The organism is Empedobacter sp. UBA3239, from assembly GCF_002362875.1.
GTDB lineage: Bacteria > Bacteroidota > Bacteroidia > Flavobacteriales > Weeksellaceae > Empedobacter > Empedobacter falsenii_B.
Genome location: NZ_DEVJ01000012.1, coordinates 1 through 21,461 on the forward strand (window position 1 = coordinate 1; position 21,461 = coordinate 21,461).

19 protein-coding genes are annotated in these 21,461 nt (G+C 31.7%); 10 read left to right on the forward strand and 9 right to left on the reverse strand.

Annotated elements, in window-relative coordinates:
* Positions 1–72: 72 nt before the first annotated feature.
* Entirely contained in the window at positions 73–1,710 is a 1,638-nt protein-coding gene (rho, locus tag B4G36_RS01230; protein ID WP_280036679.1) for a transcription termination factor Rho, read from the reverse strand.
* A 175-nt stretch (positions 1,711–1,885) separates the two neighbouring features.
* Between rho and B4G36_RS01235 the strand changes: the two genes are divergently transcribed.
* The 7 genes from B4G36_RS01235 (at position 1,886) to B4G36_RS01265 (ending at position 9,426) form a co-directional block, all read left to right on the forward strand.
* Positions 1,886–2,299 carry a DUF4293 domain-containing protein gene (locus tag B4G36_RS01235; RefSeq protein ID WP_291061383.1) on the forward strand — a complete coding sequence of 138 codons (414 nt, stop codon included), beginning with the start codon at positions 1,886–1,888 and terminating at the stop codon, positions 2,297–2,299.
* Between the two features lie 263 nt (positions 2,300–2,562).
* Positions 2,563–4,749, forward strand: a complete 2,187-nt coding sequence (locus tag B4G36_RS01240) for a glutamine synthetase III (RefSeq protein WP_291061385.1) — start codon at positions 2,563–2,565, stop codon at positions 4,747–4,749.
* 176 nt (positions 4,750–4,925) lie between these two features.
* Entirely contained in the window at positions 4,926–6,446 is a 1,521-nt protein-coding gene (locus B4G36_RS01245) for a T9SS-dependent choice-of-anchor J family protein (RefSeq protein ID WP_284584112.1), read from the forward strand.
* Between the two features lie 110 nt (positions 6,447–6,556).
* Positions 6,557–7,648, forward strand: a complete 1,092-nt coding sequence (gene prfA, locus B4G36_RS01250) for a peptide chain release factor 1 (RefSeq protein ID WP_291061389.1) — start codon at positions 6,557–6,559, stop codon at positions 7,646–7,648.
* Positions 7,649–7,734: 86 nt separating this feature from the next.
* Positions 7,735–7,953: a hypothetical protein gene (locus tag B4G36_RS01255; RefSeq protein WP_291061391.1), complete on the forward strand. Its 219-nt coding sequence runs from the start codon at positions 7,735–7,737 to the stop codon at positions 7,951–7,953.
* A gap of 77 nt (positions 7,954–8,030) precedes the next feature.
* The gene (locus tag B4G36_RS01260) at positions 8,031–8,177 is read left to right on the forward strand and encodes a hypothetical protein (RefSeq protein ID WP_291061393.1); all 147 of its coding nucleotides are present in this window, start codon (positions 8,031–8,033) and stop codon (positions 8,175–8,177) included.
* 547 nt (positions 8,178–8,724) lie between these two features.
* Positions 8,725–9,426 carry a DUF6261 family protein gene (locus tag B4G36_RS01265; RefSeq protein WP_291061395.1) on the forward strand — a complete coding sequence of 234 codons (702 nt, stop codon included), beginning with the start codon at positions 8,725–8,727 and terminating at the stop codon, positions 9,424–9,426.
* 235 nt (positions 9,427–9,661) lie between these two features.
* Here B4G36_RS01265 and B4G36_RS01270 read toward each other — a convergent pair whose 3' ends face one another.
* Genes B4G36_RS01270 through B4G36_RS01285 form a run of 4 tightly spaced genes read right to left on the reverse strand, consistent with a single transcriptional unit; the run spans position 9,662 to position 14,374 of the window.
* Entirely contained in the window at positions 9,662–11,233 is a 1,572-nt protein-coding gene (locus B4G36_RS01270; RefSeq protein WP_291061397.1) for a DHA2 family efflux MFS transporter permease subunit, read from the reverse strand.
* 21 nt (positions 11,234–11,254) lie between these two features.
* On the reverse strand, positions 11,255–12,448 hold the full coding sequence (locus tag B4G36_RS01275; protein ID WP_221854138.1) for an HlyD family secretion protein: 1,194 nt from the start codon (positions 12,446–12,448) through the stop codon (positions 11,255–11,257).
* Between the two features lie 11 nt (positions 12,449–12,459).
* Positions 12,460–13,755 (reverse strand): TolC family protein, encoded by a 1,296-nt coding sequence (locus B4G36_RS01280; RefSeq protein ID WP_221854139.1) that lies wholly within the window; start codon positions 13,753–13,755, stop codon positions 12,460–12,462.
* The gene (locus B4G36_RS01285; RefSeq protein ID WP_221854140.1) at positions 13,745–14,374 is read right to left on the reverse strand and encodes a TetR/AcrR family transcriptional regulator; all 630 of its coding nucleotides are present in this window, start codon (positions 14,372–14,374) and stop codon (positions 13,745–13,747) included. The genes B4G36_RS01280 and B4G36_RS01285 overlap by 11 nt, the downstream gene beginning before the upstream one ends.
* Before the next feature lie 105 nt (positions 14,375–14,479).
* Between B4G36_RS01285 and B4G36_RS01290 the strand changes: the two genes are divergently transcribed.
* From B4G36_RS01290 to B4G36_RS01300, 3 genes are all read left to right on the forward strand, one after another.
* Complete coding sequence (locus B4G36_RS01290; RefSeq protein ID WP_221854141.1) at positions 14,480–15,751, forward strand: DUF2851 family protein; 1,272 nt, start codon at positions 14,480–14,482, stop codon at positions 15,749–15,751.
* The gene (locus B4G36_RS01295; protein WP_038332996.1) at positions 15,752–15,973 is read left to right on the forward strand and encodes a PspC family transcriptional regulator; all 222 of its coding nucleotides are present in this window, start codon (positions 15,752–15,754) and stop codon (positions 15,971–15,973) included.
* Between the two features lie 133 nt (positions 15,974–16,106).
* Positions 16,107–17,306, forward strand: coding sequence for a helix-hairpin-helix domain-containing protein (locus B4G36_RS01300; RefSeq protein ID WP_291061401.1), 1,200 nt, complete (start codon positions 16,107–16,109; stop codon positions 17,304–17,306).
* Between the two features lie 85 nt (positions 17,307–17,391).
* On the opposite strand, the gene B4G36_RS01305 is transcribed toward B4G36_RS01300, so the two are convergent.
* From B4G36_RS01305 to B4G36_RS01320, 4 genes are all read right to left on the reverse strand, one after another.
* Positions 17,392–20,304: a M16 family metallopeptidase gene (locus B4G36_RS01305; RefSeq protein ID WP_291061403.1), complete on the reverse strand. Its 2,913-nt coding sequence runs from the start codon at positions 20,302–20,304 to the stop codon at positions 17,392–17,394.
* Between the two features lie 71 nt (positions 20,305–20,375).
* Entirely contained in the window at positions 20,376–20,753 is a 378-nt protein-coding gene (gene crcB, locus B4G36_RS01310) for a fluoride efflux transporter CrcB (RefSeq protein WP_291061406.1), read from the reverse strand.
* Positions 20,753–21,220 (reverse strand): hypothetical protein, encoded by a 468-nt coding sequence (locus tag B4G36_RS01315; RefSeq protein ID WP_291061408.1) that lies wholly within the window; start codon positions 21,218–21,220, stop codon positions 20,753–20,755. Before B4G36_RS01315 ends, crcB begins: the two co-directional genes overlap by 1 nt.
* On the reverse strand, positions 21,220–21,426 hold the full coding sequence (locus B4G36_RS01320) for a hypothetical protein (protein ID WP_125349604.1): 207 nt from the start codon (positions 21,424–21,426) through the stop codon (positions 21,220–21,222). Before B4G36_RS01320 ends, B4G36_RS01315 begins: the two co-directional genes overlap by 1 nt.
* Between the last annotated feature and the right edge of the window lie 35 nt (positions 21,427–21,461).

A 21,461-nucleotide genomic window follows, 5' to 3' on the forward strand; every position in this document is an offset into this window, starting at 1 on the left:
ACTTTTGTCCCTGATCCAAAAAAACCACCTAAATAGCTTTAGATGGTTTTTAAAATTATAAGTTATAATAAATTACTTATTCATAGAGATTAAAAACTCTTCATTAGAGCGTGTATGTTTAATACGATCATGTAAGAATTCCATCGCTTCTACAGGATTCATATCCGATAAGTGGTTGCGAAGAACCCACATCAATTGTTGTGTTTTGTCGTCTAATAACAAATCATCTTTACGCGTAGAAGAACTTACTAAATCAATCGCAGGGAAAATACGTTTATTCGAAATCTTACGATCCAATTGTAACTCCATATTACCTGTTCCTTTAAATTCTTCGAAAATAACTTCATCCATTTTAGAACCTGTATCAATCAATGCAGTTGCAATAATTGTTAAAGAACCTCCATTTTCGATGTTACGAGCAGCTCCAAAGAAACGTTTTGGTTTGTGTAATGCATTTGCATCAACACCACCCGATAACACTTTACCAGAAGCTGGCGAAACTGTATTGTAAGCACGAGCCAAACGCGTAATCGAATCTAAAAGAATCACAACATCGTGTCCACATTCTACCATACGTTTTGCCTTCTCTAAAACGATATTTGCAACTTTTACATGGCGATTTGCTTCCTCATCAAACGTAGACGCAATAACCTCTCCGTTTACCGAACGTTTCATATCTGTTACCTCTTCCGGACGCTCATCAATTAATAAAACAATCAAATAAACTTCTGGATGATTTTGCGCAATTCCATTCGCAATATCTTTCAATAACGTTGTTTTACCCGTTTTTGGTGGCGCCACAATCATTCCACGTTGACCCTTACCTATTGGTGTAAATAAGTCAATCACGCGATTTGATAAAGATTTAGAATTACTTAAATTGAATTTCTCGTTAGGGAAAAGTGGAGTTAAATGCTCAAAAGCGATACGATCACGTACATAATCTGGCGTACGACCGTTGATTTCTTTAATTTTGATTAAAGGAAAATATTTTTCACCTTCTTTTGGAGGACGAACTTCTCCTGTAATTGTATCTCCCGTTTTTAATCCAAATAATCTAATTTGAGATTGAGAAACATACACATCATCAGGCGAAGACAAATAATTAAAATCAGATGAACGTAAAAAACCATAATTATTATCTGGTAAAATCTCTAAAACACCTTCAGTTTCAATAATTCCATCAAATTCATAATTCGCAGCGCGATATTTATTTTTTTGATTTTGATTGTTGTGGTGATTATTTTGTTGAGATTGATCGTTTTGATTACGATTATCAGATTGATTATTTTTCTTCTGATTATTTTGGTTATTCTTTTTCAGATCTTGGCTTTTGTTTGCTCGTTCCTGAAATTTATTAACGCGAGGATTATTTTCTTCCTTTTTTTCTGTTTCGGTAGAAATATTTTCAACTTTTTCAGTTTTTACTTCTTCTGCAACAGCCTCTTTTTGTTGAACTTCTCCTTCCGAATTCTGAACTCGTTTGCGTTTCGGTTTCTTTTCTTCTGTAGGTAGATTTTCAGCTTTATCTTTTTTAGCAGGTTTTGTTTCAGCTTTTTCTTCAACCTTTGGTTGGCTGTTGATAAAACCTAAAACAGCGTCTAACAATTCGCCTTTTTTTAATTTCTTATACCCATCGATTTTCAGTTGCTCTGCAACTTGTTGTAAATCTGGTAATTTGAATGATTTTAATTCTTCGATATCAAACATAATCCTATAATGAAGGTATTAATGTGTTTATATTTTTTTTATTCAATAAAGTAATTGGGAATCATAACAATAGAATTGTTATAAAGCGTATAAATTTGAGATTTATTAATGCAATAGTACGAATAATTATAAAAACTCAAAAAGTTTTTTTACATTTGTATTCGAAATTTAAGAAATGATTCAAAGAAAGCAAAGTATATATTTATTCTTAAGTGGAATAATTTCGAGTATATTCGCCATGAATTTTGATAAGCTGTTTGATATTCCATTAAATTGGTTACAAAATCCGGAGAAAGGAGATTACATTTTTTCGTTAGCCTTTTTCTCATCAGCTTTAATTTCATTTTTAACCATTACGTTTTTCAAAAAACGTAAGTTACAAATTAGCTTAGGATGGTTAAACATTATTTTGAATGTTTTATTAATTGGTTCTTTTGTATATTGTCTATTAACATTACCTGGAGAAGGAAATTCTGAGAAAGGTATTTGGGCATTAGTTCCTTTAGCTTCGATTGTGCTTCTGTCAATTGCCAATCGTTTGATTAAGAAGGATGATGATCTTGTAAAATCAGTAGACCGTTTCAGATAGACCAAAAACTTTTTATATTATGAGTGTCTAAAAGCAGTTTCAAGCAATTGAAACTGCTTTTTTCGTTTAAAGAAGTTTATTCGAATTTTAAATAAAAATTAATTTTATATTGAAAATTTTTAAAAACAAAACCAAAAAAAAGGGGTGTTGAATTTATTTGTGATAAAATTTTAATACAACCCCTAAAAAAATCAGGGTGTTTTTATTTTATGTTTAATTTTTATTTATTTTTGCATCATAAAACAACACAAAGTAATTTTCTTATGACATCATTTCGTTTTGAAGCATTAAAAGCCGCAAGCAATCGCAAACCGGTAGCTGTTCCTGAATTAGGGAAAAAATCAGAAATTTTTGCAAGCAATGTTTTCAATGACAAAGCAATGCGTCAACATTTAACTTCAGAAGCTTATAAAGCCGTTCGTTCTGCAATGGATTATGGTACTAAAATAGACCGTAAAATGGCAGATTTTGTTGCTTTAGGAATGAAAGAATGGGCGATGAGCAAAGGTGTAACACACTATACGCACTGGTTTCAGCCATTAACAGGAACAACAGCAGAGAAACATGATGCATTTTTCGAAACTTCATTTGATGGAGCAGATCCTGTAGAAAAATTTAGTGGATCATTATTAGTTCAACAAGAACCAGATGCATCTTCTTTTCCAAATGGAGGAATTCGTAATACATTCGAAGCACGTGGATATACCGCTTGGGATCCAACTTCACCAGCATTTATTTTTGGAACAACATTATGTATTCCGACAGTATTTGTTTCGTACACAGGAGAAGCTCTAGATAATAAAGCACCTTTGTTAAGAGCGCTTTTATCAATTGATGAAGCCGCTACAGAAGTAGCGAAGTTCTTCGATAAAAATGTGAAGAAAGTAACGCCGACTTTAGGTTGGGAACAAGAATATTTCTTAATTGATGATGCTTTAGCGGCTTCTCGTCCAGATATTTTACAAACTGGTAGAACATTGTTAGGACATGTTTCTGCAAAAGGTCAACAATTAGAAGATCATTATTTTGGTTCGATTCCTACACGTGTTTTAAATTATATGCGCGATTTAGAAAACGAATGTATGTTGTTAGGAATTCCTGTAAAAACGCGTCACAACGAAGTTGCTCCAAATCAATTTGAGTTAGCGCCAATTTTCGAAGAAACGAATTTAGCAGTTGATCACAATTCATTGTTAATGGATGTGATGCAAAAAGTAGGAGAGCGTCATCATTTTAAAGTGTTATTCCACGAAAAACCATTCAAAGGAGTTAACGGATCAGGAAAACACAATAACTGGTCGTTAGCAACAGATACTGGAGTAAATTTATTAGCGCCAGGAAAAACACCAAATAGCAATTTACAGTTTTTAACGTTTTTTATCAATACCATCAAAGCAGTTTCAATTTACGAGGAATTGTTACGTGCTTCTATTGCTTCTGCATCTAATGACCATCGTTTAGGTGCGAATGAAGCTCCGCCTGCAATTATTTCAATTTTTATTGGTCAGCAATTAACAAAAGTATTGGAAGAATTAGAAGGTGTTTCGACAGGGAAATTATCTCCAGAAGAAAAAACTGATTTAAAATTAAACGTTGTAGGTAAAATTCCAGATGTTTTATTAGACAATACTGACAGAAACAGAACTTCTCCTTTTGCTTTTACAGGAAATAAATTCGAGTTCCGTGCTGTAGGATCGACTGCAAACTGTGCAAATGCAATGACAACGTTGAATGCAATTGTTGCAAAACAATTGATCGATTTCAAAAAAGAAGTTGATGCGTTGATTGAAACAGGTTTGAAAAAAGACGAAGCAATTTTCAATGTTTTACGTGAATATATCAAAGAAACAAAGAATATATTATTCGAAGGGGACGGATACAGCAAAGAATGGGAAGAAGAAGCGGCTCGTAGAGGATTGTCAAATCACAAAACAACTCCATCTGCTTTAAAAGCAAAAGTTTCTCAAAAATCATTGGATTTATTCTCGGAACTTAATGTAATGAACAACACAGAAGTTGAAGCGCGTTACGAAATCGAATTAGAAGATTACATCAAGAAAATTCAGATTGAAGGTCGTGTTTTAGGTGATATTGTGAGAAATCATATTATTCCGACAGCTTTCAAATATCAAAACATATTGATCAAAAACATTAAAGGATTCAAAGATATTTTTGGAGATGATTATGAAGAATATGCAGGAGAGCAATTAATCATTTTGAAGAAAATCTCGATGCATGTAAACGAATTAAACGCAAAATTGCACTTAATGATGGATGCACGTAAAGAAGCAAATGTGATTGAATCTTTAGAAGAAAGAGCACATGCTTATTGTGACAAAGTAAAACCATATTATGATGAAATTCGTTACCATGCTGATAAGTTAGAATTAATGGTCGATAACGAATTCTGGGTTTTAACAAAATACAGAGAATTATTATTTACGAGATAATATTTTTAGCAATAATTCACAAAACCGATGAGAAATCATCGGTTTTTTTTATTCAATTAATTTATAAAGTAATTATTTTGAATAATTATAAAAAGTCTTTTTTAACACTATAATTTTGTTGTTTAAAAATATATTTTATATGTTTATAAAATATTAACATTTAAAATGAATTACTTATGAAGAAAATTTTATTTTCAATTGCGGCATTATCAGGCTTAACGATTTTATCTGCGCAGAATATTTCTGAACAATATAGAGAAGGGTCTACCGCGAAAACAAAACAAGAACAATCTACTCTTTCAAAAAAAGCTTATAGTCATATAACTGCTAAAGCTGATGAAACAATTTTATGGTCTGATGACTTTGACGACAAAGATATTTCTGATTGGACATTGTATGATGAGGATGGAGATGGCTACGAATGGTCTTCAGTTCAATCTACAGATAATGATGGAAATCCAGTAGGTTCTCCACTTATTACTTCTGCTTCTTATATGAATTATGTAGGTCCATTAACACCAGACAATTGGATTGTATCTCCAGAAATAGATTTAACAAGTGTAGGAACAGGAGAAACTGTTGCATTGAAATATGGCGTATGGGGATCAGATCCTTTATATGCAAAAGAAAACTATGCTGTTTATGTTTCTACAACCAATAATCCAACTGCTGAAGCAACACAATTATTTACAGAAAAAAACTTAACAGGAACTGAAGCAGAAAGAACAGTTGATTTATCTGCATACGCAGGACAAAAAATCTATATTTCATTTAGACACTTTGATGTAACAGATCAGTATCGTCTTAATGTAGACAATGTTTCTGTCGTAAAAAGTACAACAGCTACAGGAGGTGGTGATGAAGAAGATGACAATGTTATATTCTATGATGGTTTTGAGGCTTACGACGATTTCGTATTTGAAGACTTTGGAGATTGGAAACAAGTTGATTTAGACGGAGGACAAACTTGGGCTATTGAAGATACGACTTTTGATAATCAAAACTACGTAGGAGCAGGTATTATTTTTAACAATAGTGCGGCAGAAAATGGTACTTTACCAACTTATAAAGGAAATAAAGGATTATATTTCTTTGCATCTGGAGCAAACGGTACAGCATATCCAAATGATGATTGGTCTATAACTCCAAAAATTTCTTTAGATAAAGTAAAAGATGCTAAATTAGAATTATACGCTCAAGGTAATCAAATTTATGGACCAGACCAGTTTAACATTGGTGTTTCAACAACTCCAAATGTAGAAGATTTTGTATTCTTGAATAGTACAGAAATAGTACCTCCAGGATTAACTTGGACAAAATACGAATTTGATTTATCAGCATACGAAGGAAAAGAAATTTACTTAGCTATCAATTGTACAACAGATGATGGATTAGTTTTAATGATTGATGAATTTAAAGTAACAGGAACAAAAGAAAACTTAGGTCTTTCTTCTGATTTAAGCAAATCTAAAGTTGCACTTTATCCAAATCCTGTAACGAATTCATTCGAATTGAAATTAGATCAAAACTATAATACTTCCAAAGTAAAAGTTACAATTGCAGATATGACAGGACGTAAAGTTAAATCATTTGCAAATGCAGCTTCTTACAATGTTTCTGATTTAAGTGCAGGTATTTATGTGGTAACCGTTTCTGATGGAGCACATACATTTACTCAAAAATTAATCAAAAAATAAATATTAGATTAATCTATAAACGATAAAACCGATGAGAAATCATCGGTTTTTTTTATTCAAATTTTCTGAATCCCTTGAGTTATTGTATCTTTGCAATCCAATAAAAGTATATGGCAGATTTAGGTCTATTAGATAAATTAAGAGCAATCAAACAACGTTTCGATGAGGTAGCAGATTTAATCATCCAACCAGATATCGTAACAGATCAAGCTCGTTATGCGAAATTAAACAAAGAATATTCTGATTTGAAAGACTTTGTTGAAATGCAAAAACAATACGAAAACTTAATCAATGTAATTGAGGAAGCAGAAGAAATTATTCAAGATGGTTCTGATGCAGAAATGGTTGAGTTAGCTAAAATAGAAAAAGACGAAGCAATCAATGCGATTCCACCTTTAGAGGAAGAAATCAAAATGATGTTGATTCCAAAAGATCCAGAAGATGAGAAAAACATCATTGTCGAGTTACGTTCTGGTACAGGAGGAGATGAGGCAGCGATTTTCGTAGAAGATATTTACCGCATGTATTCAATGTATTTCAAAGAAAAAGGATGGAAACACGAAGTGTTAAATACTTCTGAAGCATCTGGAAAAGGATACAAAGAGTTGGTGATGCAAGTAGAAGGAAATGCAGTGTATGGAACGATGAAATACGAATCGGGTGTTCACCGTGTACAACGTGTTCCTGAAACAGAATCGCAAGGACGTGTGCATACATCGGCGATTACGGTTGCGGTTTTACCAGAAGCAGAGGAAGTTGATGTAGTGATTAATCCAGCAGATTTGGAGTATCAAACAGCGCGTTCGTCTGGTGCGGGAGGACAAAATGTAAATAAAGTTGAAACGAAAGTTCAATTAACGCACAAACCTTCTGGAATTGTAATTGTTTGTCAAGAAGCGCGTTCTCAACACAAGAACCGTGAAAAAGCGTTACAATTATTACGTACGAAATTGTATGAAATAGAGTTCGAGAAAAAACATTCAGAACGTTCTGCTCAGCGTAAATCATTAGTTTCGACTGGTGACCGTTCGGCTAAAATTCGTACATACAACTATCCGCAAGGACGTGTAACAGATCACCGTATCAACAAATCAATTTATAATTTAGATAACTTTATGAATGGAGATATCCAAGAAATGATTGATGCATTGAAAATGGCAGAAAATGCAGAAAAATTAAAAGGTTCGGAAGAAGATTTCTAACATCAATTCTAAATCTTAGATCATACAAAACACTTCAAGAAATTGAGGTGTTTTTTTATATATTTATAGTATTAAGAATAAAACAAATGATGAAAACAAGAGTTAAAATTTGTTGTATTAGTAGCAAAGAAGAAGCACAACAAGCGATAAAATATGGAGCGAGTGGATTAGGTTTAGTTGGTAATATGCCAAGCGGACCAGGTATTATTGGTGATGATTTAATCAAAGATATTACACAAATTATCCCACCAACATTAGCTTCGTTTTTATTAACAAGTGAAACAACTGCCGAAGCAATTATTTAACATTATAAAAAAGTTTATACGAATACAATTGGGCGATTAGCAAAAAAATCAGAGAAGAATTTAACATTCCTCTATTTTTGGCTGGAGGTCTTAATCCTGATAATGTTCGTGAAGCGATTGATGCTGTTCAGCCTTTTGGCGTAGATATTTGTAGCGGTGTACGAACTGACGGAAAATTAGACCAAAAGAAATTAGACGCTTTTTTTAGAGCAGTTAATGGATAGAAAAAAACTCCTTGTCAAGGTTTTAAAACTTGACAAGGTTTTTTAGTTTGTGTTCTATGACTGTGTAATATAGTTTTGTCATACAGACAAGACGAAAGCTTAGTTATTAGTTGAACCTTACCTGAGTGCTTGGTTTATTATAAACAGGTATGTTTATCCTTACCTGAGTCCTTGGTTGATTATAAACAAGGGTGTTTTACCTTACCCGAGTCCTTGGTTTATTATAAACAGGTATGTTTATCCTTACCTGAGTCCTTGGTTGATTATAAACAAGGGTGTTTTACCTTACCCGAGTCCTTGGTTGATTATAAACAGGTCTGTTTTACCTTTCCTGAGTTCTCGGTTTATTAGAAATAGGTCTGTTTTACCTTACCTGAGTCCTCGGTTTATTACAAACAGGTCTGTTTTACCTTACCCGAGCCCTCAGTTGATTACAAACAGATCTGTTTTACTTATTTAGTTATTAAAACTATTGTTTGATAATAATATATTGATTAAGTTTATAAGATTCTAATATTAAATGAATTATAACCTAAAATAAATTATTATGAAAATTACATTAACTTCATTATCGACAAAAAATCTAGCGACATTAGCGCAGCGAACTATCAACTCTTCTCAAGCCGGAAATTACACCATTGTAGAGAACCACCCTTTGTTGCTGTCGCTTATTGCGAGTTATCAAAACTACGACACGGTATACACAAAGTTGACCTACAGTGGCAAAGGAAAAGAGGTGGCGACAGCGGATAAAGAGAGAGATGTTGCATTTAGTAACATGAAGGCTTTCTTGAATGGTTATCGTAAATTGACTTCTGTCGCGAACTATCAAGATGCGGAAGCTTTGTACAAAGTTTTCCAAATGTTTGGACTGGATTTAGACAGATTGAGTTATTCTGCCGAAACAGCTCAATTGAAGAAGCTTATCGAAGAATTAGAAAAGCCAGATAATACATTGCGTATTATTAACTTATCGCTTGTAGCAGCTTTTGATGATTTGAAAACAAAACATACCGATTTTGAGATATTATTTGCAGAGCAAGCAGAGGCTAATGCAGATCTTCGTCAAATATCGAGTGCGTCATCTTCTCGAAAAGAATTGGAACAAGTACTGCGATCTTACCTCAATCTAATTACAGCAATGAAAGATGTACCGGATTGGTCTAATTTGTACCACGATTTGAACGAAATTGTGAAAGCTGCAAGAAATAGTGTGTTGCCTGCAAGTAAAGGGGAGAATCCAAATTAAGATATTTTAAACACCCCTATAATCCCTTGAAGGGATTATATTCCCCTCTTAAGAGGGGTTAGGGGAGTGTAGAATTAAGGTTTTGATACGATTTTTATGCATTTCTAAAAATCTCTCGAACCGACGAAATTTTATTCAGAATTTAGATTATATGCAACAAAAAAATCCATCTCAAGAACTGAGATGGATTATTACATTTATAAAAAATCTGAAATACTAAAAATAATTATTCTGATTAATGTCCTGCACTGATTACTTTACCTGCTCCTTTTTTGATAAAGAACAAAATAAATGGAATACAGATTAGGAAAACTACACCCAAATACAAGAAAACATCCATGTAAGTTAATACAGTTGCTTGTTTAGTAACTTGTAAATCGAGTAGGTTATAGGCTTTGTTTAATGCTTCATTTGGGGCAAAACCTTTGCTCACGAAGCTCATTTGTAAATTCTGAATATGTTTTTGTACATCAAAATCGGATGTATCAAGATGCGAAACTAAATTTGTTCGGTGTCCAACTGTCCAACGAGAAATAAATGTTGTAATAATCGCGATACCAAAAGATCCTCCTAACTGACGCATCATTCCTGTAAAGGCAGCTCCTTCACCAATTTGTTGCCCTCTCAAACTTGAAAGTGAAAGTGTGGTAACAGGTACAAATAATAATCCCAATCCAACTCCACGAACAATTAATGGCCAAAAGAAATGCTCGGAACCTGTGTCTGGTGTTAAGATTTTGTATGACCAAAAACTGTAACAGAAAAAGATAAAGAATCCTCCTGCAACCATGTATTTTGGTGGTACACCTTTTTGTAACATTGTTGCGATGATTGGCATCATGAATGCAGTCATCAACGACGAAGGAATTAATAATAAACCTGCATCAGTTGCAGTCCATCCTAAGATTGATTGTGTATAAATTGGAATAATGAATGTCGATCCATATAATCCAAATCCTAAGATGAAGGATAAAATAGTACCAACTGCTAAGTTGCTATCTTTCAGTACACGTAAATTTACAATCGGATGCTTGAAAACTAATTCTCGCCAAACAAATAAAATGAATCCGAAGAAACTTGCTATACTCAAGGTTACAATTGTCGAATCTGAGAACCAGTCGTCTTGTTGTCCGTGTTCTAATACATATTGTAACGATCCAACTGCAATGGCTAACAAAATAATTCCCAAGAAATCGACTTGACTTAGTTTTGATTTCTCTGCATATTTTGGACTACGAACAAATGATATCGTTAACAATACAGCAGTAATCCCAATCGGAATATTGATGTAAAATATATATGGCCAAGACCAATTATCAATAATATAACCTCCTAAAGGCGGACCAAGCGTAGGACCAACAATAACTCCCATTCCATAAATTGCCTGCGCTAAACCACGTTTTTCGGGTGGATAACTTTCGGTAATGATAGTTTGCGAAGTTACCAACAGTGCTCCACCACCAAGTCCTTGAATAAATCGGAACAAGATAATTTCCCACAATGTTGTTGCATTTCCACAAAGAAATGAGGCAACTGTAAAAATGATAATCGAAGCCGCAAAATAATTGCGTCGTCCAAATTGTTGCGACAACCAGCTGGTCATCGGCACTACAATTACGTTGGCAATTGCGTAAGCGGTAACCACCCACGCAATATCAGTTAAAGAGACACCCAAACTACCTTTCATGTCGTTCATTGCAACGTTAACAATTGTTGTATCAACAATCTCTAACAATGCACACATGATGGCGGTAATGGTGATGATTACACGTCTTGCACCATATTCAACTAAATTATTTTCTTCCATAATTTTTCTGAATAGGTGTTATTACTTTGCAGAAGTATTCGATTTTAAAAGAATATCAGCTTCCACGTTCATACCTGGACGAATCATTTTCAACATTTCGTCTTTTTGATCGATAAATTCGATTTTAATAGGAAGACGTTGAACTGTTTTTACGAAGTTACCCGACGCATTATCTGGAGGTAATAATGCAAATTTAGCACCAGTTGCAGGAGATAAAGATGTTACTTTCGCTTTGAATTCGTGTTTTGGATAAGCATCAACTTTGATGATGGCTTCTTGTCCAACTCTAATTTTTTCTAATTGAGTTTCTTTGTAGTTTGCCACAACCCAAATATTATTTGTTGTCACAATATTAAACAAAGATTGACCAGCTTGTACCAATTGTCCTGGTTGTAAATTAATTTTAGAAACTTGTCCATCTTCAGCCGCAATTACATACGTATAAGACAAATATAATTTTGCATTATCGATGTTTGTTTTGCTTTGACCAATTGCTGCTTCCGCAACTTTAATTTGTGCTTTTGAAGCATCAGCTTGTGCTTTCGAAGTGTTCACTTGTTTTGCTGTAGCTTGCGCTTGTTTTGCTGTAGAAGCTAATTGAGCACGAGAAACACCTAATTGTTCTTGTACAATTCGCAATTGTTTTTCTGCTGTTTCTTTTGCTGCTAAAGCTTGCTCGTATTGTTGTTTTGTGATCGATTGATTTTGGTATAATTTATTGTAACGATCAAAATCATTTTTCGTTCTCCAAACTTGTACTTTTGCTGCTTCTACATTTGCTTGAGCTGTATTAACACTTGCTTGAGCTGTTTCGATTGTAGTATTTGCTGCAACTGCACCAGCTTCTGTCACTCCAATTGCTGCACCAGCTTGAGAAACACCCGCGTGAGCAACTCCTAATTGACCTTCTGCTTGTAATAAAGCATCTTGCGATTGTTGCAATTTCAAGGCAAATTCAGATCCGTCCAAAACAACTAATGTATCACCTTTGTGAACCATTTGGTTATCTTCTACTAAAATCTTCTGAATGTATCCTGAAACTTTAGGAATAACAGGTGTTATTTTTGATTCAATTTGTGCATCATCAGTAATTTCGTGCGCTTGTCCGTGTAAATATTTATAAACTCCATATCCACCTCCAAGGATGATTAATGCTCCTAAAACGATGATAAATTTTGAATTTATTTTTTTCTTTTCTTGATTATTTTCTTCCATATCGAGAGGTGTTATTGTACGTTTTCTAATAAAATTCCTGTAGTATAGTAATATTCGTAGATCGCTAATTGTTCGTCAGCATCTCCGACAACTTGATTGATTTTTGCTTGCAATTGTTGTACATCCGCTTCTAATAAATCGTCTGTATCAGCCAATCCGTTGTCATTTTTATCTTTTACAATTCTGTAGTTTTCGTTTGCTTGTTCTACAGCTTCCTTGTAAACATTATTTTTCTTTTTTGCTAAATCATACTTTTGAAAAGCTTCGTTCATTTCAACTTTAGCTTTATCAATTGTCGTTTCTTTTTGCATCTCATTTTCTAATTTCTGAGCTTTTGCAATTTCAACTTCTGCTTTATTTTTATACAAAGAAGATAAATCATATTTTAATCCAACACCAACATTTGTTGCATTTGTAACCGAAGCAACTTTATCAATATCCATCGCAATATATCCTGCTGAAACCGCTAATTGAGGGTAATAAGCTGCTTTCGCAATTTTGATTTGACTATCAGCAATCTGATTTTTTACATCATATGATTTAACATCTGTACGATTGACGTAATCTTGAGAATTTTGATTGATGGTTTTCAAGGTTTCTACATTATCAACATGAACGATTTTACTTTCGTCTTGTCCAGTCAATAAATTCAATCGGTAATTGATGTTTTTGTATTGCGTTTCGGCTTCATCAATTGCAACTTGTACATTCGATGCTTGTAATTTTGCTCTCAACAAATCATTTCTCGCGATGATTCCGTTATCCAAAAAGTTTTGAAAATCTTTCACACGTTGATTTGCTCTCACTAAGTTTTCATTCAAAACATCGATAGAACGTTGCGTTTTGTACAATCCAAAATATAAATTGATAGCTTGCCAAACCACATTTTCTTTTGTTGCTTCGATTTGTAAGTTTGATAAATCAACCATTAATTCACTGCTTTTGATTGCATTTTTAATTTTAAATCCTGCAAAAACAGGAACAGATGCACTTGCTTGTCCTAATAATAATTGGTTTGGTTCAACTCCCATTCCTCCACCAGAAGATTGCATCGGAAGTTTGATGTCTACATTTGTTGTCGTAAACAAATGCATGTATTGTCCACTCAACGAAATGTCTGGTAAACGATTGTTTTTCGCGCTTTGTACTTTATACTCATTTGTATTTTTAGCAGCTTCGGCAACTTTCACAGATTTATTGTTCTGCAAACTTTGTTGAATAACTTCCTGCAAAGAAACGTTGGTTTCCTGCGCATGAGCGAAAGTAGCAACAACTAAACAAATCGGTAAGAAAATTTTATTTTTCATCGTATAGTAAAATTGCTTTTAAAGAATCTATTAAATAAGGGTAATATTCTTCGTGAATATGTTCTGTAAACTCTTCATGAGAAGATAATCCCCATTGTTTCATATATGTTTTTTCGTTCAAAATCAAATAAGATGTTCCACCAATAACTACCATTACAACAGCTTCGGCAGGAGCTTTTCGTTTAAAAACGCCTTCAGAATATCCTTCACTAATAATATTTGTGATATATTCTAAATTTTTTGTTTTTAAGTCATTGACTTTACAATCAATTTCTAAAATTGAATCTCTTTTCGAATATTCTCTTGCCATAATTCGATGAAATTCAGGTTTATCCAAAATTCTATTCAAATAAGCTTTTAGGATTGACTGTAACTTTTCAAATGGAGAAAGTGTCGAATTTTGTGAAATTGAGGCCAATGATTCATTGAAAGTTGTGATACGCCAACTAAATAAATTCTCGACCAATTTATCTTTTGATCCAAAATAATAGCTAATCATCGCAATATTAATGTTTGCTTCTTTTGCAATTTCACGAACACTTGCAGCATCAATTCCTCGTCTTCCAAAAACTCGTTCAGCCGCGCCCAAAATTTCTATTTGCTTCTCACTTAATTCCATCTTAAAAAAATTGAACGTGCAAAATTAAACAAACGTTTAATTAATTTAAAAAAAATAAGTATTTATTTTAATGATTTTTTATAATTCATTGATTAACTTTTGTCTATGAAAGAAATTTTTCTACATCATATTTGGAAATTGAATCAATTTTCACATCAAAGCTTACAAACTTTTCATGGGGATTTCATTGAAATTGTGAAAGTTGGAAAGTTAAACCATCATTCTGGGCCAGATTTTTTGGAAGCAGAAATCATCATTGGCGATAAATTGTGGATTGGAAGTGTCGAAATGCATGTTAATTCTTCGGATTGGAATTTTCATCAACATTCGAATGATTTATCGTATCAAAATGTGATTTTGCATGTTGTATGGAATCACGATTGTGAAGTTGATATTTTGCGTCAACGTAATGTACAAACTTTGATTTTACAAGATTTTGTAAAACCGGAAATTGTTTTTAATTATCAAAATATTATTAATTCTAAGTTGGATAAAATTTATTGTAAAGAATTTTTAAATTCAATTGATTTGAAGCAATTTTCTTTTTGGTTTGAACGAATTTTAATCGAACGTTTCGAAGAAAAAACAAACGATATTGTACAAATTTTAGAACACAATAATTCGAATTGGGAAGAAACATTGTTCAAAAGTTTGGCAAAGAATTTTGGATTAAAAGTTAATGTAGAAACTTTTGAGATTTGGGCAAATTCTTTTCCGTTCAAAGTTTTGCAAAAAATACAATTTAATGCCCAAAAAGTTGAAGCCTTGTTTTTTGGACAAGCCAGTTTTTTAGAAGAAAACTATGAGAATGATTATTCTAAGCAATTAAAAAACGAATATCAATTCCTGAAAAATAAATATAAATTAGAATCAATTGAAAATAGTTTGTTTCGATTTTCGAAAATGCGACCAATTGGTTTTCCGACGATTCGTTTGGCGCAATTAGCATCGATTTATGTGAATTATCAAAGTTTGTTTTCTGAAATTATTCAGCCAAAAAATTTGAAAGAATTCTATAAAATCTTCGAAAATTTGGAATTAAATTCTTTTTGGGAAACGCATTATACATTTAAGAACGAATCAAAATTTCAACTCAAAAATCTTTCAAAAGATAAAATAAATAATTTGCTCATCAATTCTATTATTCCGATTCGTTATGCTTTTGAGCGACAAAAAGATGAGGTAGAAATTGATTTTTATTTGGATTTATTAAATGAAATGGAAGCGGAAAATAATTCGATTTTGGCCGAATTTGAACGAATTGGTTTTGAAAATAAAACCGCAAAAGATTCTCAACAATTAATTCAACTCAAAAAAAGATATTGCTCCGAAAAAAAATGTTTAAATTGCGCTATCGGACAACAAATTTTACGTTAAATGAAAGATCAAATAAGGAATTTTACTGAAACAGAATGGTTTAATGTTATCTCTCGTTTTGCAGATAAATTAGGAATTCGTGTTGCAAAATTACGTTTAATTTTCATTTATTTAACTTTTGCAACTTTCGGTTTAACATTTGTTGGTTATTTTATCATGTTATTCTTTTTTTGGGTAAAAGATTGTTTTGTTATCAAACGAAAATCGGTTTTTGATTTGTAAAAAATATTTACAAATACTTAAAACCTTTTATTAATTTTAGATTTCTTAACTTGTTAAATATTTGATGGTTATATCGTTTTCGATATCGTGAGTGTGTGATAAGGATATTATTTTCACTTCTTTTCCAACCAAGATGAAATATTTAAAAAAATCTACTTTTTACCTGAATAAATCGCAAAGATTTGGCTTGTATTTATTATTTGTTTTGATTTTGTTATTTGAGATTTTTCAACATATTTCAGTTGAAAAAGAAACGTATCAATTATCAGAAGCAGATAAAGCTTTGCTAGCAAATTATCAAAAAACTCCGAAAAATTATACATTTAATTCTACTTCAAATAAACAAGTAAAAGATTCAATCAAACCCTTTAACCCAAACGAATTATCTTTAGAAGATTGGATGAATTTAGGGTTTTCGGAACGTCAAGCCGAAGTCATTTTGAAATATAAAGGAATTGTTGGCGGAGAATTTACATCGAAAGAACAGCTTAAGAAATGTTATGTTATCGATGAAGGAAAGTATAATGAATTAGCTCCTTTTGTTCTTTTACCAGAACAATCTAAATCGAGTTTTATAGATTATTCATCACCAAAAACTAAAATAGTTTACAAAAATTTCAATCCAAATGATTTGCCACAACAAGGCTGGGAAAAACTTGGTTTTTCGCCAAAACAGGCAGAAATAATCATGAAATATAAACAGATTGTTGGAGGAAAGTTTACCTCGAAAGAGCAATTGAGGAAATGTTTTGTGATTGATGATGCGAAATATGCAGAGATGAAAACGTATATTTTGTTACCAGAAAAATCAAAGGAAGATGAAAAAAATGAGAAAAAACAAAGTGGCAAAAAGATTCAATATGTAAAATTTAATCCAAATAGTTATTCTGAAAATGATTGGCAAAAAATAGGTTTTTCGTCTAAACAAGCTGCTTCAATTATGAAATATAAAAATATTTTGGGAGGTCAGTTTAAATCGAAAGAACAATTGAAAAAATGTTATATGATTTCGGATGAAAAATATGCAGAAATGGAATCTTATATTGATTTACCTGAAAATGTAATTTATAAAGCTGAGCAGCCAAAAGTTGAACAGTCAAAAAGTGAAGATAAAGTAGCAGAAAAAATAGAAATAAAAGGTAAGTTTAATCCAAATAATTTGAGTCATGAGGATTGGATAAAACTCGGTTTCACAGAGAAACAAGTAAATACGATTCTTAATTTTAAACGTTCGTTAGGTGGGAGTTTTAAAGATGCAAAAACATTAAAAAGATGTTATGCAATAAGTGAAGAAAAGTTTAAGGAAATTGAGCCTTATTTGGTGTTTGAGTGATTATTCATTCATAGGTTAGTTTTAAAAAATAAACGCGTTTTAGGATTTCCTAAACGCGTTTATTGGTTTTTATAATGTCTGATTATTAATAGTTAAATAATTCTTCTAAAGTCAATTCTTTTACTTGTCCAAGTTTTTCAACAGATGGCCAGTCTAAGTTTTCTTTCTTACCAATTAAACCAACATTGAAGTTTTGACCTTTGATATGTTTTTTGAAAAATTGATCCAATTGTTCTAATGTTAATTTAGACGTTTGATTATAAATATCTTTATTGATATCATAATTTAGACCTTTATCTTGTAATGATAACCAATAAAAGAACACATTTGCTTTTGTATAACGACTTGTAGCGATTTGCTTAAGTGCTGCTTGCTTAGAATTATTGAATTGATTTTCTGCTTTTGGCATATTATTCATTAATTCTTTCATTGCGTCAACAGCTTGTGGCAATTTGTTTGCTTGTGTTCCAATTACAGCTCTTACATAATTGTAATTATCTTTTTTATTTGCATTAATGTAATAAGAACCAGCAGAATAAGCCAATGATTTAGACTCGCGAATTTCTTGGAAAACGATAGATGACAAACCTCCACCAAAATACTCATTGAAAATTCCTGTAGATGTCAACAAAGTTGGATCATATTTAGTATCACGAGCAAAGAAATTAATTTCCGCTTGTACCATATCGTAAGGAGCAAAATATACTTTACCATCTGTAGTTGGTTGTGGATATTCTTTTTTCTTAGGATAATCTAAATTTTTTCCGAAATTATGATGTTGTTCAATTGCTTTTTTCGTTTCTGCTTCATTATTTCCGTAATAGAAAATTTGGTGTTTGTAATTAAAGAAATCTTTAATGATTTGCGTTAATTCTTTTGGATCAATAGCTTTCAAATCAGCTTCAGAAATAATATCTCTCGAGCGATTATCTGGTCCGTATTGTGCATAAGTATTTAACAAAGAAGAAATCACGTTTTTGTTCTTTTTAGAATTTTCTCTTGATTTCAAAATTGTTTTCACATATTCTTGATACGATTCATTATTTGCAACGGCATCACTTAAAAGATGTTCAAATAATTTGATTCCGCTTGTTAAGTTCTTTTGTAAACCAGTGATATAAAGAGAAGTTCTTTCTGTACCAGGATTAACTCCATAATCAACACCAATTTTATAAAACTCTTTTTTCAAGTTCTCTGGCGAATATTTGGACGTTCCTAAATAATTTAAGTAATTAATCGCTAAACCAAGCTTTTTATTATTGTCCGATCCCATATCCGCGATATAGTAAACAGAGCTAATATCGTTTGTCTTGTTCTGAATCGAAGTGAATTTTGTATTTTTGATTTTACCTTCGTTCAATTCTTTTTTGAAGTCAACAAAAACTGGTTTAATCTCACTTGATTTGATCTTCATGAAATCTTTGTACCAAGTAGATTCAGCATCACGATTCAATTGAATTGGCGTAATTCCAGGATTCGAAACACGTACCAAATCCTTGTTTTCACCTTGACGTTTGTAAACAATTACATAATTATTCGTATAATTATTCTTTGCAAAGTCCATTAGTTCTTGCTTTGTTACACGACCCATATCATCATATTGATCGACAACTTCTGCCCAAGGAACATCATTGATATATGATTTGTACAAACTTGCTGCTAAAGAACGAGTATTTTCCCAGCTTTTCATACGAGATTTTCTTAAATCATTTACAACTGCTTCTATCATCCAATCATCAAATTCCCCTTTTTTGATTTTTTCAATCTGAGCAATTAATAAATCACGTACTTCTTCTAAACTTTGTCCCTGTTTTGGAGATCCTGAAAAAGAATGCATACCATAATCTCTAAAGAAAGAAGAAGAGCTTCCTGCTCCTAATGTTTTTTGCTGTTGATTGATATTTAAGTCGATTAATCCAGCTGTAGAATTACTTAAAATATAATCAATTAATGTTACATATTTTGCATCAGAACTTTTTGCTCCGTTAAAACGGTAAGCAAACTGAACACGTTCCGAAGATGGACTAAAAACTTCGCTTGTTACAATTTTTTTAATCGGCTCTTCTTTTGCAACATATTGTGCAGGAGCTGCTTTTGTAGCATAATTTCCAAAATATTTGTCAATCATTGGAACAGCCGTATCAAAATCGAAATCACCAATCAACATCACAGCCATATTGCTCGCTACATAATATTTATCGAAATAATTATGAATTGCAACCATTGATGGATTTTTTAAATGTTCTGAAGTTCCAATAGTTGTTTGAGTTCCGTAATGCGATTTTGGAAATAAGGTTTGCATTAGTTTATAGTAAACTAAACGTCCATCATTGTCTTGAGAACGATTAAATTCTTCGTAAACGGCTTCTAATTCAGTATGAAAAAGACGTAAAGTTAATTCTCTAAAGCGCTCAGATTCTACTGTTAACCATTTTTCTAATTCGTTATTCGGAATATTATTATGATAAATTGTTTCTTCTAAAGATGTATGTGCATTAGTTCCTGATGCTCCCAAAGATGAAATTAATTTATCGTATTCGTTTGCCACAGCATATTTGGATGCTTCTTGCGAAACTTGATCAATTTTTTTATAGATTTCTACTTTTTTTGCAGGATCTTTTTCTGCTTTGTGCTGTTCGTATAAATCTGAAATTTGTTGGATCAAAGGTTTTTCAACAGCCCAATTTTGTGTTCCGATTTTTGAAGTTCCTTTAAAAACCATATGCTCTAAGTAGTGAGCCAAACCAGTATTGTCTTCTGGATCGTTGTTAGAACCTGTTTTTACAGCTATATGAGTTTGGATTCTTGGTTCGTCTTTTATTTGAGCCAAATAGATTTTCAAACCATTTTTTAGCGTATAAATTCTTGTATTTGAAGGATCATTTTCTACCATTTCGTAGGTATATCCTTTATTGTCAGTTTTTTTCACTGTTTTTAATTGTGCGTGAGTAAATACAGAACCAAAAATGATTCCGCAGATCAAAATAGATTTCCTCATGTATTAATTTTTTAAGTTGCTTAAAAGTAATACATTAAAACGAATAAGAGAAAACTATTTTCGATATAGAGTTATTTTGTTAATCTAAAACCAATCATTGTAAATATTAATCCAATGAGTACACTCAAAAAAATATAAATAATTGGTGCGATGTAATTTTGTTGTTGAATTAAGTTGAAATTTTCATACGAAAAACTTGAAAATGTCGTGAAACCTCCACAAAATCCAGTTATCAATAAAAAATTGAAATAGGTATTTCCTAAACCATTTTTGATTGAATATCCATATAAAGTGCCAATCAAAAAACAACCGATAATATTTGTCAAAAACGTAGCAAATGGAAAAGGTTGCGAATAATATTTTCCGATTCCGTATGAAATTAAAAATCTTGCAACACTACCAAAAGCGCCACCTAAACCGACAAATAGTATAGATTTTAAGAGATTCATTACGCCATCCAACTATATAAAATTCCTATTTTTTTCCATTTATTATTTTCAAGTTTTAATAAAATTAAATTTCCACTTCCGCTTAATCCATTTGGATTATCAAGTTCGTAAATGATAGCATAATTTTTATTTTTTGAAATAAATGGATTTGAATATGTGTATTTATTATTTTTTTTAGATTTAAAAGAAAATTTATGATTGATATTTTTTCTTAGATTAATATTATTGAAATCAAATTCATTTTTTACAATTTGATAATTAATCAATTCATTATCGATTAAATCTTCTTCAAATGTTAGTTTATAGTATTCATCAATTAGAACTCTTAAAAAGTCTTCGTTTGAAATAATTTTATTTGAAACTTTAGATGAATTATTTTCAACAGAAATGTAATCTTCTAAAACTTTTACTTGAGCAAAACTTATAGAAGAAATAAAAATTAATAGTATAGATTTTAAGAGATTCATTAAATTCTATTAACAATTTTAATTAAAGCTAAAAATAGTAAAATGATGAATGAAATAATTCCTAAAAAGAATAAACCTAATCCAAAATAAGCAATTGTAATTGTTCCAATATTCCAACCGATTAAGTTGATTGAATAACCTATCAAAATCAGTACTACTGAAATCAATAAAAATTTGAAATTATTTACTTTTTCTAAATTCATCATTTCTAAAGATGCGAAGCTAAAACAAGTTCAGCTTG

Bases quoted from the DNA above. Each gene is read 5' to 3' on its own strand.
- B4G36_RS01280 (WP_221854139.1), bottom strand. From the start codon at position 13,755: ATGAAAAATAAAATTTTCTTACCGATTTGTTTAGTTGTTGCTACTTTC.
- B4G36_RS01235 (WP_291061383.1), top strand. From the start codon at position 1,886: ATGATTCAAAGAAAGCAAAGTATATATTTATTCTTAAGTGGAATAATT.
- B4G36_RS01265 (WP_291061395.1), top strand. From the start codon at position 8,725: ATGAAAATTACATTAACTTCATTATCGACAAAAAATCTAGCGACATTA.
- B4G36_RS01270 (WP_291061397.1), bottom strand. From the start codon at position 11,233: ATGGAAGAAAATAATTTAGTTGAATATGGTGCAAGACGTGTAATCATC.
- crcB (WP_291061406.1), bottom strand. From the start codon at position 20,753: ATGAATCTCTTAAAATCTATACTATTTGTCGGTTTAGGTGGCGCTTTT.
- B4G36_RS01255 (WP_291061391.1), top strand. From the start codon at position 7,735: ATGATGAAAACAAGAGTTAAAATTTGTTGTATTAGTAGCAAAGAAGAA.
- B4G36_RS01245 (WP_284584112.1), top strand. From the start codon at position 4,926: ATGAAGAAAATTTTATTTTCAATTGCGGCATTATCAGGCTTAACGATT.
- B4G36_RS01240 (WP_291061385.1), top strand. From the start codon at position 2,563: ATGACATCATTTCGTTTTGAAGCATTAAAAGCCGCAAGCAATCGCAAA.
- B4G36_RS01315 (WP_291061408.1), bottom strand. From the start codon at position 21,220: ATGAATCTCTTAAAATCTATACTATTAATTTTTATTTCTTCTATAAGT.
- B4G36_RS01300 (WP_291061401.1), top strand. From the start codon at position 16,107: ATGAAATATTTAAAAAAATCTACTTTTTACCTGAATAAATCGCAAAGA.
- B4G36_RS01285 (WP_221854140.1), bottom strand. From the start codon at position 14,374: ATGGAATTAAGTGAGAAGCAAATAGAAATTTTGGGCGCGGCTGAACGA.
- rho (WP_280036679.1), bottom strand. From the start codon at position 1,710: ATGTTTGATATCGAAGAATTAAAATCATTCAAATTACCAGATTTACAA.
- B4G36_RS01320 (WP_125349604.1), bottom strand. From the start codon at position 21,426: ATGATGAATTTAGAAAAAGTAAATAATTTCAAATTTTTATTGATTTCA.
- B4G36_RS01305 (WP_291061403.1), bottom strand. From the start codon at position 20,304: ATGAGGAAATCTATTTTGATCTGCGGAATCATTTTTGGTTCTGTATTT.
- B4G36_RS01295 (WP_038332996.1), top strand. From the start codon at position 15,752: ATGAAAGATCAAATAAGGAATTTTACTGAAACAGAATGGTTTAATGTT.
- prfA (WP_291061389.1), top strand. From the start codon at position 6,557: ATGGCAGATTTAGGTCTATTAGATAAATTAAGAGCAATCAAACAACGT.
- B4G36_RS01290 (WP_221854141.1), top strand. From the start codon at position 14,480: ATGAAAGAAATTTTTCTACATCATATTTGGAAATTGAATCAATTTTCA.
- B4G36_RS01275 (WP_221854138.1), bottom strand. From the start codon at position 12,448: ATGGAAGAAAATAATCAAGAAAAGAAAAAAATAAATTCAAAATTTATC.